Genomic DNA, 14,769 nt, shown 5'->3' with positions numbered 1-14,769 from the left:
CCGCAGTTTCAAGGCTGGGGAGATCTCTCCGGTTTCACGATGTTCCACGGTGATTCCTGAGTCTGTGGGTTTGGAAAACTCCTCGCTGTGGAGAAGCTCGTGGACGACCACCTGTTTAAGATCTTTCCACAATGAAGCAAAACCCCGAGAGATCCCTTGCTGCGTTGATCCAAAGGCCGATTCCTCCAAAACTGCGCCAAGGGATCTCCGCAGATCTATCCACAGGATCTCTCCACGTGGACGAAAGCCCCTGAACCATTTGATCCACCGGTCTGGGGCTCCCCTAAAAACAAAATCATCTCTCTTTTTTCTTTCTTTAAATTGAGAGAGACCGGGCCCCGCCCAGACCCGCCGCCGGGAATTGACTTCGACGGGGGGAGGGGATAGGCATTCTCTCAACACCCGTCCGGGTGGGATCTTCCCGAAAGACATGACAAAGAACGGCCGACCGCGGCCCGGAGGACTGCATGACAAGTGCCGAAAGCACTGAACGGCTGAACCTGTCCGATCTGAAGGCGCAAAGCCCGAAAGATCTCCTCGCCATGGCCGAAGAGCTCGACATCGAGAACGCCTCGACCATGCGTAAAGGCGAGATGATGTTCCAAATTCTCCGCGAGCGTGCGGATGAGGGTTGGACCATCTTCGGCGACGGCGTTCTTGAGGTGCTGCAGGACGGCTTTGGCTTCCTTCGCTCGCCCGAGGCAAACTATCTGCCGGGTCCCGATGACATCTATGTCTCGCCCGAGATGATCCGGAAGTATTCGCTGCGCACCGGCGACACCATCGAAGGCGAGATCCGAGCACCCGACAATGAAGAGCGCTACTTCGCGCTGGTCGACGTCTCTGCGATCAACTTCGAAGACCCGGAACGCGCCCGTCACAAGATCGCCTTCGACAACCTGACACCGCTCTATCCTGACGAGCGTCTGAAGATGGAAATCGAAGACCCGACGATCAAGGACAAATCGGCCCGCATCATCGATCTGGTCGCGCCGATCGGTAAGGGCCAGCGTTCGCTCATCGTGGCACCGCCGCGGACCGGTAAGACGGTTCTGCTGCAGAACATCGCCACCTCGATCGAGAAGAACCACCCCGAGTGCTATCTGATCGTCCTGCTGATCGACGAACGTCCGGAAGAAGTGACCGACATGCAGCGTTCGGTGAAGGGTGAGGTTGTCTCCTCGACCTTCGACGAGCCTGCCACGCGCCACGTTGCCGTCTCGGAAATGGTCATCGAAAAGGCCAAGCGCCTTGTGGAGCACAAACGAGATGTTGTGATCCTTCTTGACTCGATCACAAGACTTGGTAGGGCGTTCAACACCGTCGTGCCGTCGTCGGGTAAGGTCCTGACCGGTGGTGTCGATGCCAACGCGCTGCAGCGTCCGAAGCGCTTCTTCGGTGCCGCGCGGAACATCGAAGAGGGTGGCTCGCTCACCATCATCGCCACCGCGCTGATCGACACCGGCTCGCGTATGGACGAGGTGATCTTCGAAGAATTCAAAGGCACCGGCAACTCCGAGATCGTTCTCGACCGCAAGGTTGCCGACAAGCGCGTCTTCCCGGCGATCGACATTCTCAAGTCGGGCACCCGGAAAGAGGACCTGCTCACCGACAAGGTCGACCTGCAAAAGACCTTCGTGCTGCGCCGTATCCTCAACCCGATGGGCACGACGGACGCGATCGAGTTCTTGCTCTCCAAGCTCAAGCAGACGAAGACGAACGGCGAATTCTTCGACTCCATGAACAGTTAAACATAAACCGCAAAGGAGGCGGGGATGGATACGATCTTCGCACTTGCCAGCGCGGTCGGCAAAGCAGGCGTTTCCGTGGTGAGGGTTTCCGGACCCTCCGCATGGGACGCCTGTTCTCGTCTTTGCGGCGACATTCCCGCGCCGCGCCGCACCGCGCTGCGCCGCCTGACCGATGGGGCAGGGCAAATCCTCGACGAAGCGCTGGTTCTGGTCTTCGAAGAGGGCAAAAGCTTTACTGGCGAACGCACTGTCGAATTTCATCTGCACGGCAGCATCGCGATCCTGCGTGCCGTTCTGCGCGAGCTTGGCGCGATGGACGGGATCCGTCAGGCCGAGCCCGGTGAATTCACCCGGCGCGCGCTGGAGCATGACCGCCTCGACCTAACACAAGTCGAAGCGCTGGCGGATCTGATCGAAGCCGAGACCGAAAGCCAGCGCAATCAGGCGATGACCGTCTTTGCGGGCGCACTTGGGCAAAAGGTCGAAGCCTGGCGCGAGGATTTGATCTTCGCGGCCTCTCTGCTTGAGGTCACCATTGATTTCGCCGACGAGGAAGTGCCTGTCGACGTCTCGGACGACGTTCGCGCCGCGCTTCTGAAAGTGAAATCCGAGGTCGACCGCGAACTGGCTGGCGTCGATGCGGCGGAACGCATTCGCAGCGGCTTTGAGGTCGCCATTGTTGGGCGTCCGAATGTGGGTAAATCCAGCCTGCTCAACGTGCTCGCCGGTCGCGACGCTGCCATCACCTCGGAACACGCCGGGACGACCCGTGATGTGATCGAGGTGCGCATGGAAATCGCCGGACTCCCGGTGACGCTGCTCGACACCGCGGGTTTGCGCGAAGCGGCGGATCCGGTCGAAAAGATTGGCATCCAACGCGCACGCGACCGCGCTGAACTGGCAGATCTGAGGGTTTTCCTGCTCGAAGCGGATGAAACCTTGGATGTCTCACCGCGCGGCGGCGACATCATCCGACGGTCCAAGGGAGATCTCTCCGGCGATGCCGAGGCGATTTCCGCGAGCACGGGGCAGGGCATTGATGCGCTTGTCGCGCAAATTGGCCATACATTGTCCGAGCGCGTTCAATCCAGCGGTCTTGCCACACGCGAACGTCACCGGCTGGCCTTTGCCGAAGGCAGCGCAGCCCTTGAAACCGCGCTGGAATTGCTTGATTTCGGACCCGAGCGGTATGATATCGCTGCAGAGGAAGTCCGGGTCTCGATTCGACGCCTTGAAGCCCTGATCGGCCGCGTCGACGTTGAAAATCTGCTGGACAAGATCTTCTCGAGCTTCTGCCTGGGTAAGTAAGGAGTGTTTCACGTGAAACAACTCGACTTTGACGTCGTTGTCGTCGGCGGTGGTCACGCCGGCACCGAAGCCGCTGCTGCAGCGGCCCGTTTTGGTGCGCGCACCGCTCTGGTCACGCTGACTCGGGGCGGAATTGGCGTGATGTCGTGCAATCCGGCGATTGGTGGCCTCGGCAAAGGCCACCTAGTGCGCGAAATTGACGCCATGGACGGCGTGATGGGTCGTGTCGCGGATCAGGCCGGGATCCAATTCCGCCTTTTGAACCGCCGCAAAGGCCCCGCGGTCCAAGGTCCGCGCGCGCAGGCCGACCGCAAACTTTACCGCGAAGCCATGCTGCGCGAGATGGAAGCCGCACCGAACCTCTCGATCGTGGAAGGCGAGGTGACCGACCTTCTGAAGTCGGGAGATCTCGTGCAGGGCGTGGTTCTTTCCGACGGATCCGAGCTGAAAGCCGGCGCTGTCGTGCTGACCACCGGGACATTCCTGCGTGGCGTCATCCATATTGGCGATCAAAAGCGGCCCGGTGGCCGGATGGGCGATAAGCCGGCGGTGAAGCTTGCCGAACGTCTGGATGAGTTGGCTTTGCCGCTCGGACGGCTCAAAACCGGCACGCCGCCGCGCCTGGATGGGCGCACGATCAATTGGGACATTCTGGAAAGCCAGCCCGGTGACGATGACCCGGTGCTCTTCTCCTTCATGTCGAAGGCGCCCTACGCGCGGCAGATCTCTTGCGGGATCACCCACACCAATGCACGCACGCACGAGCTGATCCGCGACAATCTGAGCAGATCCGCCATGTATGGCGGCCATATCGAGGGCATTGGCCCCCGGTACTGCCCCTCGATCGAAGATAAGATCGTCCGCTTTGCCGATAAAGAGTCGCATCAGATCTTCCTCGAGCCCGAGGGTCTCGACGATCACACGGTGTATCCGAACGGCATTTCGACCTCGCTGCCCGAGGATGTGCAGGACGCCTATGTTCGCTCGATCGTCGGTCTGGAGAACGCGCGCATTCTGCAGCCCGGATACGCGATCGAATACGACTACGTCGATCCGCGCGCGCTGGACCTGCGGCTTTCGGTGAAGGCTGTCTCGGGCCTTTATCTCGCTGGCCAGATCAACGGCACAACGGGATATGAGGAAGCCGCGGCACAAGGTCTTGTGGCAGGCCTCAACGCCGCCGCCCAAAGCTTGGGGCGCGAGGAGATCACTTTCAGCCGGACCGACAGCTATATTGGCGTGATGATCGACGATCTGACGTCGCGCGGCGTGACCGAGCCCTACCGGATGTTCACCTCGCGCGCCGAATTCCGCCTTTCGCTGCGGGCCGACAATGCGGACCAGCGCTTGACTCCGCAGGCTCTCGAGATCGGCTGCGTGTCCGAAGCGCGCAAAGCGGCATTCCTTGAGAAGTCCGAAAAGCTCGAGCAGGGCAGGGGGATTCTCTCTGATCTGACCATGACGCCGCGGGAATTGACCGAGCTTGGCCTGAAGATGAACGCTGATGGCGCACGCCGCAGCCTGTTCCAACTGCTGTCCTTCCCTGATATTGCGATGGAGTTCCTCCGGTCCCATGTGCCGGATCTCACGGAAATCGACGAAGAGATCGGCAGCCAGCTGGAAAAGGACGCGCTTTACGCCAATTACATTGATCGGCAGAAGCGCGACGTTGAAGCGCTGAAGCGGGACGAGACCTATCAGGTCCCGGCAGACTTCGATTTCGCGAGCATCGAAGGGCTTTCCAACGAGCTGAAGCAAAAGCTGGCGCATGCTCGCCCTTCCACGCTTGCTCAAGCGGCGAAAGTGGATGGAATGACGCCGGCAGCGCTGTCGCTTCTGCTGATCCGTCTTCGCCGCGTCGAAAAGGCGCGCAGCGCATGAGCTTTCCGGACCTTGGCGGCGGTCTCAGTGTTTCACGTGAAACATGGGACCGCCTCGAGCACTACACCGACCTTCTGAAGAAATGGAATCCACGGATCAACCTCGTTTCGCCAAGCACGCTCGACGAGGCTTGGACGCGGCATATCGTGGATTCCGCTCAGATCTGGCAGATTCCGCAGGAAAAACCCGCGCATTGGGCGGATCTCGGCAGTGGCGGAGGGTTCCCCGGGCTGGTCGTGGCGATCCTGCGCGACGAGTTCGCACCGGATATGAAGGTCACGCTGGTGGAAAGCGACCAGAGGAAATGCGCGTTCCTGCGGACGGTTCTGCGGGAAACGGGTGCGACGGCGAATGTCGAAGCGCGCCGTATCGAAGAGATCCCGTCGCTGAAGGCCGATGTGCTCAGCGCGCGGGCACTGGCGTCTTTGGATAAACTTCTTGGTTTCGCTGATCATCACTTGAGCGAGACCGGCATGGCGCTCTTCCCAAAGGGCGCGCAGGCGGAAAAAGAAATCGCCGAAGCACGCAAGATGTGGCAGTTTAAACTGACACGGCATACAAGCCTTACTGATCCCAATGCGGTTGTCTTGCAAATCGGAGTGCCGACTCATGTCTGATACCTTCCGGCCCGGCGCGGCCAAGATCGTAGCCATTGCCAATCAGAAGGGTGGGGTGGGCAAGACCACGACGACGATCAACCTCGGCGCGGCGCTGGCAGAGCGCGGTTTGAAGGTTCTCGTGGTCGACCTCGACCCGCAGGGGAACTCGTCCACCGGGCTCGGAATCGAGCCTGAGGCGCGCGAATACACCGCGTACGAGCTGCTTCTCGAAGACGCGCCGCTGTCGGATATGATCCTTTCGACGGAAACGCCGAACCTGCAGCTGATCCCGGCAACGGTTGATCTGGCCTCGGCAGACATCGAACTCGTCGCCAACGAAAAGCGCAGCTTCCTTCTGCATGATGCGCTGCGGCAGGCGGATATGGCCCAGTTTGGCTTTGATTTCGTCCTGATCGACTGCCCGCCCTCGCTGAACCTTCTGACGGTGAACGCGATGGTCGCGGCGCATTCCATTCTGGTGCCGCTGCAAAGCGAGTTCTTCGCGCTCGAAGGTTTGTCGCAGCTTATGCTGACGATCCGTGAAGTGCGCCAGAGCGCCAATCCCGACCTTCGGATCGAGGGGATTGTGCTGACGATGTTCGACGCGCGGAACAACCTGTCGCGCATGGTGGAAGAGGATGCGCGCGCCAACCTCGGTGATCTGGTGTTCAACACCGTGATCCCGCGGAACGTGCGGGTGAGCGAGGCGCCGTCTTATGCGTGCCCAGTCCTGACTTACGACACGAATTCGAAGGGTGCGCTGGCCTATCGCGCCCTCGCAGAGGAACTGCTGCGCAACAATGCGCAGATGGCGGCATAACCAAAAAATACGTCACGAGAGGGCAGAAATGGCAGAGAAACGCGAAATGCGGCGAGGGCTCGGACGTGGGCTTTCGGCGCTTATGTCCGACGTCGACGTCCGGCCTGCCGAGGCCGAGGCGGATACGACACCAAGGACACCTGATCGCATGATCCCGATCGAGAAACTCTTCCCCAACAAAGATCAGCCGCGCCGGACATTCACGCCGGACCAGCTTAACGAGCTGGCGGAATCGATCCGCGTGAAGGGGATCATCCAGCCGATTATCGTCCGTCCGCGTCCGGGGTCGGAAGGCGAGTTTGAGATCGTCGCGGGCGAGCGTCGTTGGCGCGCCGCGCAGATGGCGCAGCTTCACGAAGTCCCTGCGCTGGTGCGCGAGTTCGACGACATCGAAGTGCTCGAAGTCGCGATCATCGAGAACATCCAGCGGGCGGACCTGAACTCGATCGAAGAGGCGGCGGGCTACAAGCAGCTGATGAACCGTTTCGGACACACGCAGGAAAAGATCGCCGAAGCGCTTGGCAAAAGCCGGAGCCATATCGCGAACCTGCTGCGCCTGCTGAACCTGCCGGAGTCGGTTCAGACTATGGTGGTCGAGGGGCAACTGACCGCAGGCCATGCGCGTACGCTGGTCACGGCCGAGAACCCCGAAGAGGTCGCCAAGGAGATCGTGCGCCGCAAGCTGTCGGTGCGTCAGGCCGAGCAACTTGCGAAGCCGCAGCCGCAGAAAGAGCAGAGCCCGTCTCGAACCAGCCTTGCAGGGTCTGAAAAGGACGCTGACACCCGCGCGCTTGAGGGAGATCTCTCGGCGGCTGTTGGGATGAAAGTCGCGATCCAGAACCAGCCGGGACAGGAGAATGGCAAGCTGACGATCAGCTACCGGACCTTCGAGGAACTCGACAAGCTCTGCGCCATCCTCAGCGCGGCACGCTGAAGAGATCTCCACAGGATCCTGTGGAGAGATCTCGCGACCGCCGCAGGCATATTCACTGAGGAAACAAGGGGTAGCGGTTTGATGCTCAGATCCCTCTAGATCTGGCAGATCCACCCGGAAAACACCCTGAAAACACGAAGGCCGAGCCATAGTGGCTCGGCCTTTTGTGTTTCACCTGTCTCGCGCGATCAGATCTGTCCACAGGATCTCGGCCGGATCTGCACAGGATCCTGTGGGTATGTTCCACGTGGATCATGAGGTGAGAAGCTCGGCAATCACGCCGTTGAGGACAAGCCGCCCCTCGGTGGTGGCGCCAAGGAGATCTCCCTCGCGCCACAGAAGGCCCATGTCCTGAAGGTCGGCGATCTTCTGAGCGGGCAGGGGCGTCGGGGAGATCTGGCCAAGCCGCGACAGCGAAATGCCTTCGGCGAGGCGCAGGCCCATCATCACGAACTCGGTCATAATGTCTGACGTATCGAGCGGATCGAAGACGCTGTCGGCGCGACGGGCTTCGGCCTTTTCGATCCAGGCGCCGGGCATCTTCCATGCTTCGGTCGCGTGGCGAACGCCGTTCACGGTGACGCGCCCATGCGCGCCGGGGCCCACGCCGACGTAATCGCCGCCGCGCCAGTAGACCAGATTGTGCCGCGACTGCGCGCCGGGCAGCGCGTGGTTCGACACTTCATAGGGCGCAAAGCCCGCCTTGGCGGTGATCTCTTGTGTGGCAAGGAACATGTCGGCGGCGAGGTCTTCGCCTGGCAGATGCTTCATTTGGCCACGCTGCGCGCGCTCCCAGAACATCGTGCCTTCCTCGATGGTCAGCTGGTAGAGCGACAGGTGATCGCCGGCGAGATCGAGCGCCTCGCGCAGTTCCACTTCCCAGTCGGCAATGCTCTGGTTTTCGCGGGCATAGATCAGGTCAAAGTTCACCCGGTCAAAGACGGACTTCGCGGTGCCGAGCGCGGCAATCGCCTCATCCACGTCATGCAGCCGTCCGAGGCGGCGCAGATCATTGGGACGCAGGCTCTGAATGCCCATCGAGACCCTGTTTACGCCCGCCTCGCGGAAGCCCTCGAACTTCGACACTTCGACAGAGCGGGGATTGGCCTCGAGCGTGATCTCGATGTCATTGGCCCATGTCCAATGCTCGCGCGCGGCATCGAGCACCGCCTGAACGGTGGCAGGCTCCATCAGCGAAGGGGTGCCGCCGCCGAAATAGATTGAGTTGAGATGACGCCCCGAGGTCATCTCGCCATAGCGGCGGACCTCGGAGCTCAGCGCTTCGGCCCAGCGGGTCTGGTCGATTGACCGGACGACGTGGCTGTTGAAGTCGCAATAGGGGCATTTGGCCTCGCAGAAAGGCCAATGCACGTAGAGGCCGAAGCCTCCTTCACGCCAGGTTTCAGGCCCGGGCTTAGGCATCGTCTTGGGCAAAGCAGCCCTTCACGAATTTGGCAAAGGCATCGGCGCGGTGGCTGATGCGGTTTTTCTCGTCGCTGCCCATCTCGGCGAAGGTGATCTCATAGCCCTCGGGCTGAAAGATCGGGTCGTAGCCGTGACCATTGTCGCCGCGCATCGGCCAGACCACGCGGCCTTCCATCACGCCGGGGAACACCGCGTCGGTGCCATCGGGCCAAGCCAGAACCAGCGTGCAGTTGAAACGCGCGGTCCAGGGCTGCTCGGCACCGGTCTGGCGCAGCGCGTCATGGGTCTTGCCCATGGCCATGATAAAATCGCGGCCCTTGCCGGTTTCGGCCCAATCGGCGGTATAGACACCGGGAGCACCGTCCAGAGCATCGACAGAAATGCCGCTGTCATCGGCGAGGGCGGGCAGGCCGGTGGCCTTTGCCGCCGCATGCGCCTTGATGCGGGCATTCTCGACGAAGGTGGTGCCGGTTTCCTCGGGTTCGGGAAGGTCAAGCTCCTTGGCACCCACGACCTCGATGCCGAAGGGCTTCAGCAGATCGGTGATCTCTTCGAGCTTGCCGGCATTATGGGTGGCGACGAGCAGCTTCTTGTCGGTGAACTTGCGGGTCATGCGGTGGCCGCCAGTTGCGCCTCGACCAACTTCGAAACGCCCGCTTCGGCGAGGTCCATCAGCTTGTTCATCTGATCGCGGCTGAAGGTGGCGCCCTCCGCGGACATCTGAACTTCGATCAGCTGGCCATCGCCGCGCAGGATGAAGTTGCCGTCGACACCGGCCTCGGAATCCTCGGCATAGTCAAGATCGAGCACCGGCTGACCGGCGTAGATGCCGCAGCTCACGGCAGCCACGGGGGTCAGCGGATCGCTTTTGATCATACCGGCCTTCATCAGCTTGTTCACCGCAAGGCGCAGCGCGACCCAACCACCGGTGATCGCGGCGCAGCGGGTGCCGCCATCGGCCTGGATCACGTCGCAGTCGATGGTGATCTGACGCTCGCCAAGCGCAACCCGGTCGACACCGGCGCGCAGCGACCGGCCGATTAGGCGCTGGATCTCGACGGTGCGGCCACCCTGTTTGCCGCTCGACGCCTCGCGGCGCATGCGCGAGCCGGTGGAGCGCGGCAGCATGCCGTATTCCGCCGTCACCCAGCCAAGGCCCGAGCCTTTGACGAAGGGCGGCACGCGCTCTTCGAGCGTGGCGGTGCAGATGAGGTGGGTATCGCCCATTTTGATCAGGCAAGACCCTTCGGCATGTTTCGTGACACCTGTCTCGATTGAAACGGCGCGCATATCACTTAGATCTCGTCCTGAAGGTCTCATTCGGTGCCTCTTATCCTAGTCGCGCTCGGGATACTGGTGCAGATGCTTTGCCGCAACCCCGATTGACGGGGCGCGAGAGGCACCTTTAATGACCCTGAACAGCCGGAGTTTAGGATGAAAGAGGGTAACCGTCTTCTTGATGAAATGAACGATCGCTCGCGCGAGGTGTTTCGCCGCGTGGTTGAGAGCTATCTCGAGACGGGCGAGCCGGTCGGTTCGCGCACCCTGACGCGCAGCCTGTCCGAGAAGGTCTCGGCGGCGACGATCCGCAACGTGATGCAAGACCTCGAATATCTCGGTCTGCTCGACAGCCCGCATGTTTCCGCCGGGCGCGTGCCGACGCAGGTGGGTCTGCGGATGTTCGTCGACGGGCTGCTGGAAGTGCGCGATCTGGATATGTCCGACCGCGAGGCGCTGGACGCGACCACTTCGAACCGCAGCGACGATGTGGGCGGCCTGCTCGACCGGGTCGGCGCGGCGCTTTCGGGGGTGACCCATGGTGCGTCGCTGGTGCTGACGCCGAAACATGAGGCACCGGTCAAGCATATCGAGTTCGTCTCGCTGGGCCATGACCGCGCGCTTGTGGTGCTGGTGTTTGCCGATGGTCACGTCGAGAACCGCCTCTTCACCCCGCCACCGGGGCAGACCCCAAGTTCGATGCGCGAGGCGGCGAACTTCCTCAACGCGCTGATCGAGGGCAAGACGCTGTCTGAACTGCGCGGCGAGATCGGTCGGCAGATCAGCGCGCGGCGGCAAGAGATCGACGCGCTGGCCGCGGCTCTGATCGAAACCGGCATGGCGGCGTGGGAAAAGGACGCCGACAATTCTGCCCGTCTGATCGTGCGCGGCACGGCGAATCTTCTGGGTCAGGACAGCGAGGTCGAAGAGCTCGACCGCATCCGCTCGCTGTTTGACGACCTCGAGCGCAAGCGGGATATCGCCGAGTTCCTTCAGCTTGCCGAAGCAGGCGACGGGGTCCGCATTTTTATCGGCTCGGAGAACAAACTTTTCTCACTTTCGGGTTCCTCTCTGGTGGTGTCTCCATATATGAACGCGGATCGAAAGATAATCGGTGCGGTTGGGGTCATCGGACCCACGCGGCTCAACTACGGGCGGATCGTACCCATCGTGGACTACACGGCACAGCTGGTCGGCAGGCTGATTGCTGAGCGGAGCTAGAGGTTAGACATGGCAGACGCGAATAAAGACGAATTTCTCGACGATATCGAGGCGGCAGAGGCCGAAGCCCTCGCGAGCGAGATGGAAGAGATGGACGACGAGGCGATCGCGCTGGACGAACTGCGCGCTGAGCGTGACGAATACAAAGACCGCTTCATGCGGGCGCTGGCGGATGCCGAGAACGCGCGCAAGCGCGCCGACAAGGATCGCCGCGAGGCGCAGCAATACGGCGGCTCGAAGCTGGCCCGTGACCTGCTGCCGGTCTACGACAACCTCAACCGCGCGCTGAACGCCGCGCGCGAGGCCGAGGCGGCAGAGGCGCTGATCGAAGGTGTGGAGCTGACCCTGCGCGAGCTGCTGAACGTGTTCAGCAAGCACGGCATGACGGCGATCACCCCGGAAGTGGGCGACAAGTTCGACCCCAAGCACCACGAGGCGATGTTCGAAGCGCCGGTGCCCGGCACCAAAGCGGGCGAGATCATTCAGGTCTCGGCAGAGGGCTTCATGCTCTACGACCGCCTGCTGCGTCCGGCGCAGGTCGGCGTCAGCTCGATGCAGGGCTGATTTCGTTACAGTGAGAAACGGAAAACCCCCGGTCGAGAGGCCGGGGGTTTTTCTTTGGGGGCGTTGCGCTGATCCGCCCGGAGCAAAGGCCGAAGGCCGCCGGGCGAGCGACTGCCCGTCCCGGCGGGCTGGCGCTTTGTCGCCTTTGTGAAACGCACGAAGGTCGCCCGGAGTTGGCGGGAATAAAGCGAAGACCGCGATCGTAGCAGCGCCAGCCCACGGGCAGTCGCCCACCCGGCTTTCGTTTCACGTGAACCCACCAGCAGTGCATGTTTCACGTGAGTCCGGCTTACCCCTTCAACAGAGACTTCAGATCGTAAAGCGCCTGCAACGCATCGCGCGGGGTCATCTCGTCGGGCAGCAGCGTCGCCAGCTTCTCTTCCACCTCCGAGGGGCCTTTCGGTGCCGCAACAGGCTCTGGTTTCGCCGCCGCCGAGAACAGCGGCAGATCGTCGATCAGCGCCTTGGGCGAGGTCCGGCCCCGTTCGCCTTCCTCCAGCGCGCTCAGCACGTCGCGGGCGCGGGCGATCACCGCGGGCGGCAGGCCGGCCAACTGCGCCACCTGCACGCCGTAAGAGCGGTCGGCTGCCCCTTCGCGCACCTCGTGCAGGAAGATCACCTCGCCGTCCCATTCCTTCACCGCGACAGTGGCATTGCCGACGCCTTCGAGTTTCGCGGCAAGCTGCGTCAGCTCGTGGTAATGCGTGGCGAAAAGCCCGCGCACGCGGTTCACGCCGTGCAGATGCTCCAGCGTCGCCCATGCGATGGACAGGCCGTCATAGGTGGCGGTGCCGCGGCCGATCTCGTCGAGGATCACCAGCGCGCGGTCGTCGGCCTGATTGAGGATCGCAGCGGTCTCGACCATCTCGACCATGAAGGTCGAGCGCCCGCGCGCCAGATCGTCCGAGGCGCCAACGCGGCTGAAAATCTGGCTGACCACACCCAGATGCGCGCGGTCCGCAGGCACATAGGACCCCATCTGCGCCAGCAGGGCGATCAAAGCGTTCTGCCGCAGATAGGTCGATTTACCGGCCATGTTCGGGCCGGTCAGCAGGGTCACCGATGCGCCCTCGCCATTGGCGTTCAAGGCGCAATCATTGGCGATGAAAGGCGCGCCGCCTTGCTGCTGCAGCGCGCGTTCGACCACCGGGTGACGGCCCGCGACAATCTCGAAGGCGCGGCTGTCGTCGACCTGCGGGCGGCACCAGTTCTGCGCCTTGGCCAGATCGGAAAGCCCAAGCGCAACATCGAACTCGGACAGCGCCAGCCCGGTCTCCGATACCTGCGGCGCGCGGGCCAGAATGGCACCTTTCAGGCTTTCATAGAGCCGCTTTTCAATCTCCAGCGCCTCGTTGCCGGCGTTGAGGATGCGGGTCTCCAGCTCGGTCAGCTCGACGGTAGTGAAACGCACCTGATTGGCAGTGGTCTGGCGGTGGATGAAGGTCTCGTTCAGCGGCGCCGACATCATCTTTTCGGCGTGGGTCGCTGTGGTCTCGATGAAGTAGCCGAGCACGTTGTTGTGCTTGATCTTCAGCGAGTTCACCCCGGCCATTTCGGCGTATTTCGCCTGCATAGAGGCGATCACGCCGCGGCCTTCGTCCCGCAGGGTGCGCGCCTCGTCGAGCTGCGCGTCGTAGCCGGGTGCGACAAAGCCACCGTCACGCACCATCAGCGGCGGCTCGGCAACCAGCGCCGCCTCGAGCAGCGCGATCAGCTCGTCATGGCCGGTGAGTGTTTCACGTGCATCGGCCAGCAAGGGGGGCAATTCGGCACTGTTTAGGGTCTCGGCGATCTCTTCGGCCTGCGCCAGCGCGTTGCGCACGGCGGCCAGATCGCGCGGACCGCCCCGGTCGAGCCCGAGACGCGAGAGCGCGCGGTCGAGGTCGGGCACCTTGCGCAGACCGTCGCGCAGCTGCCGAGCCTCGGGCGCGCCCATCGCCCAGTCCAGAGCCTGAAGCCGCCCCTCGATCACGTCAAGATTGCGCGAAGGAGAGGAAACTCGCCTCTCCAAAAGACGCGCGCCGCCGGGCGTCACCGTCCGGTCGATCACCGAGAGCAGCGACCCGGCGCGTCCGCCGTTCATCGAGTGGGTCAGTTCAAGATTGCGCCGGGTGGCGGCGTCGATCTGCAGCAGGTTCGACACGGCATCGCGCTGCGGCGGGCGCAGCAGCGGCAGGCGGCCCTTCTGCGTGATGTCGAGATAGTCGACCAGCGCGCCCATGGCCGAAAGCTCGGGCCGCTCGAACGCGCCGAAGCCCGAGAGGGTCTGTACGGAAAAGAGCCTCTTCAAGCGATCCTCGGCCCCGGCACTGTCAAAGGACGCAGCCCCAAGCGGCGTGGGAAAAATACCGAGATCGCTCAGCACCGGGCGTAGATCTTCGTCGGTGCTTTCCGAGACCAGCACTTCCGAAGGGGCCAGCCGCGCCAGTTCGGCACCGATGCGGGCGCGGGCGAGGGGCATCACGTGAAACGCGCCGGTGGAAATATCGCACCACGCCAGCGCCCAATCGTCCCGAACACGGCCCAAAGCGGCCAGATAGTTGTGGCGGCGCGCTTCCAGCAGCGACTCTTCGGTGAGCGTGCCGGGGGTCACCAGCCGTACCACGTCGCGTTTCACCACCGATTTATGGCCACGCTTCTTGGCCTCGGCGGGGCTTTCCAATTGCTCGCCGACAGCGACGCGAAAGCCCTTGCGGATCAGCGTCAGCAGGTAGCCCTCGGCGGCATGCACCGGAACGCCGCACATGGGGATGTCATCGCCCGCATGCTTGCCGCGCTTGGTCAGCGCGATGTCGAGAGCTTCCGCCGCCGCCACCGCGTCGTCGAAGAACATCTCGTAGAAGTCGCCCATCCTGTAGAACAAGAGCGCGTCCGGATACTGCGCTTTGATCTCAAGATATTGCGCCATCATCGGCGTGACTGCCGTCATGTAGTCCCCCAGTGCTGCTTTGTGCTGGTTTAGCAAAGCCCCGAGGGGCGGCGAAAGGC

Annotated in this window: 12 protein-coding genes; 8 read left to right on the top strand and 4 right to left on the bottom strand. The window is 62.4% G+C overall.

The window, feature by feature from the left end:
* The first annotated feature begins 467 nt into the window (after window positions 1-467).
* From rho to AYJ57_RS07680, 6 genes are read left to right on the top strand one after another with little or no spacing between them, the layout of a single operon-like run.
* On the top strand, window positions 468-1,751 hold the full coding sequence (rho, locus tag AYJ57_RS07705) for a transcription termination factor Rho (protein WP_066103459.1): 1,284 nt from the start codon (window positions 468-470) through the stop codon (window positions 1,749-1,751).
* Window positions 1,752-1,775: 24 nt separating this feature from the next.
* Complete coding sequence (mnmE, locus tag AYJ57_RS07700; protein ID WP_066103456.1) at window positions 1,776-3,059, top strand: tRNA uridine-5-carboxymethylaminomethyl(34) synthesis GTPase MnmE; 1,284 nt, start codon at window positions 1,776-1,778, stop codon at window positions 3,057-3,059.
* A gap of 3 nt (window positions 3,060-3,062) precedes the next feature.
* Window positions 3,063-4,940, top strand: a complete 1,878-nt coding sequence (mnmG, locus tag AYJ57_RS07695) for a tRNA uridine-5-carboxymethylaminomethyl(34) synthesis enzyme MnmG (RefSeq protein ID WP_083191182.1) — start codon at window positions 3,063-3,065, stop codon at window positions 4,938-4,940.
* Window positions 4,937-5,557 carry a 16S rRNA (guanine(527)-N(7))-methyltransferase RsmG gene (gene rsmG / locus AYJ57_RS07690; protein WP_066103451.1) on the top strand — a complete coding sequence of 207 codons (621 nt, stop codon included), beginning with the start codon at window positions 4,937-4,939 and terminating at the stop codon, window positions 5,555-5,557. Before mnmG ends, rsmG begins: the two co-directional genes overlap by 4 nt.
* Window positions 5,550-6,359 (top strand): ParA family protein, encoded by an 810-nt coding sequence (locus tag AYJ57_RS07685; RefSeq protein ID WP_066103448.1) that lies wholly within the window; start codon window positions 5,550-5,552, stop codon window positions 6,357-6,359. The genes rsmG and AYJ57_RS07685 overlap by 8 nt, the downstream gene beginning before the upstream one ends.
* A 28-nt stretch (window positions 6,360-6,387) precedes the next feature.
* Window positions 6,388-7,293, top strand: a complete 906-nt coding sequence (locus tag AYJ57_RS07680; RefSeq protein ID WP_066103445.1) for a ParB/RepB/Spo0J family partition protein — start codon at window positions 6,388-6,390, stop codon at window positions 7,291-7,293.
* 252 nt (window positions 7,294-7,545) lie between these two features.
* Here AYJ57_RS07680 and hemW read toward each other — a convergent pair whose 3' ends face one another.
* Genes hemW through rph form a run of 3 tightly spaced genes read right to left on the bottom strand, consistent with a single transcriptional unit; the run spans window position 7,546 to window position 10,038 of the window.
* On the bottom strand, window positions 7,546-8,715 hold the full coding sequence (gene hemW / locus AYJ57_RS07675; protein ID WP_066103442.1) for a radical SAM family heme chaperone HemW: 1,170 nt from the start codon (window positions 8,713-8,715) through the stop codon (window positions 7,546-7,548).
* On the bottom strand, window positions 8,708-9,331 hold the full coding sequence (gene rdgB / locus AYJ57_RS07670) for an RdgB/HAM1 family non-canonical purine NTP pyrophosphatase (RefSeq protein WP_066103439.1): 624 nt from the start codon (window positions 9,329-9,331) through the stop codon (window positions 8,708-8,710). Before rdgB ends, hemW begins: the two co-directional genes overlap by 8 nt.
* Window positions 9,328-10,038, bottom strand: coding sequence for a ribonuclease PH (rph, locus tag AYJ57_RS07665; protein ID WP_066103437.1), 711 nt, complete (start codon window positions 10,036-10,038; stop codon window positions 9,328-9,330). Before rph ends, rdgB begins: the two co-directional genes overlap by 4 nt.
* 114 nt (window positions 10,039-10,152) lie before the next feature.
* Here rph and hrcA point away from each other — a divergent pair, with 114 nt between their 5' ends.
* Together hrcA and AYJ57_RS07655 are read left to right on the top strand one after the other, a co-directional pair.
* Window positions 10,153-11,217, top strand: a complete 1,065-nt coding sequence (gene hrcA, locus AYJ57_RS07660) for a heat-inducible transcriptional repressor HrcA (protein ID WP_066103434.1) — start codon at window positions 10,153-10,155, stop codon at window positions 11,215-11,217.
* A 9-nt stretch (window positions 11,218-11,226) separates the two neighbouring features.
* Window positions 11,227-11,781, top strand: a complete 555-nt coding sequence (locus AYJ57_RS07655) for a nucleotide exchange factor GrpE (RefSeq protein ID WP_066103431.1) — start codon at window positions 11,227-11,229, stop codon at window positions 11,779-11,781.
* Window positions 11,782-12,070: 289 nt separating this feature from the next.
* On the opposite strand, the gene mutS is transcribed toward AYJ57_RS07655, so the two are convergent.
* Window positions 12,071-14,710 carry a DNA mismatch repair protein MutS gene (mutS, locus tag AYJ57_RS07650; RefSeq protein ID WP_237220132.1) on the bottom strand — a complete coding sequence of 880 codons (2,640 nt, stop codon included), beginning with the start codon at window positions 14,708-14,710 and terminating at the stop codon, window positions 12,071-12,073.
* Window positions 14,711-14,769: the final 59 nt, after the last annotated feature.

Source organism: Salipiger sp. CCB-MM3, from assembly GCF_001687105.1.
Lineage (GTDB): Bacteria > Pseudomonadota > Alphaproteobacteria > Rhodobacterales > Rhodobacteraceae > Salipiger.
This window is presented reverse-complemented; position numbering and strand designations above follow the sequence as displayed.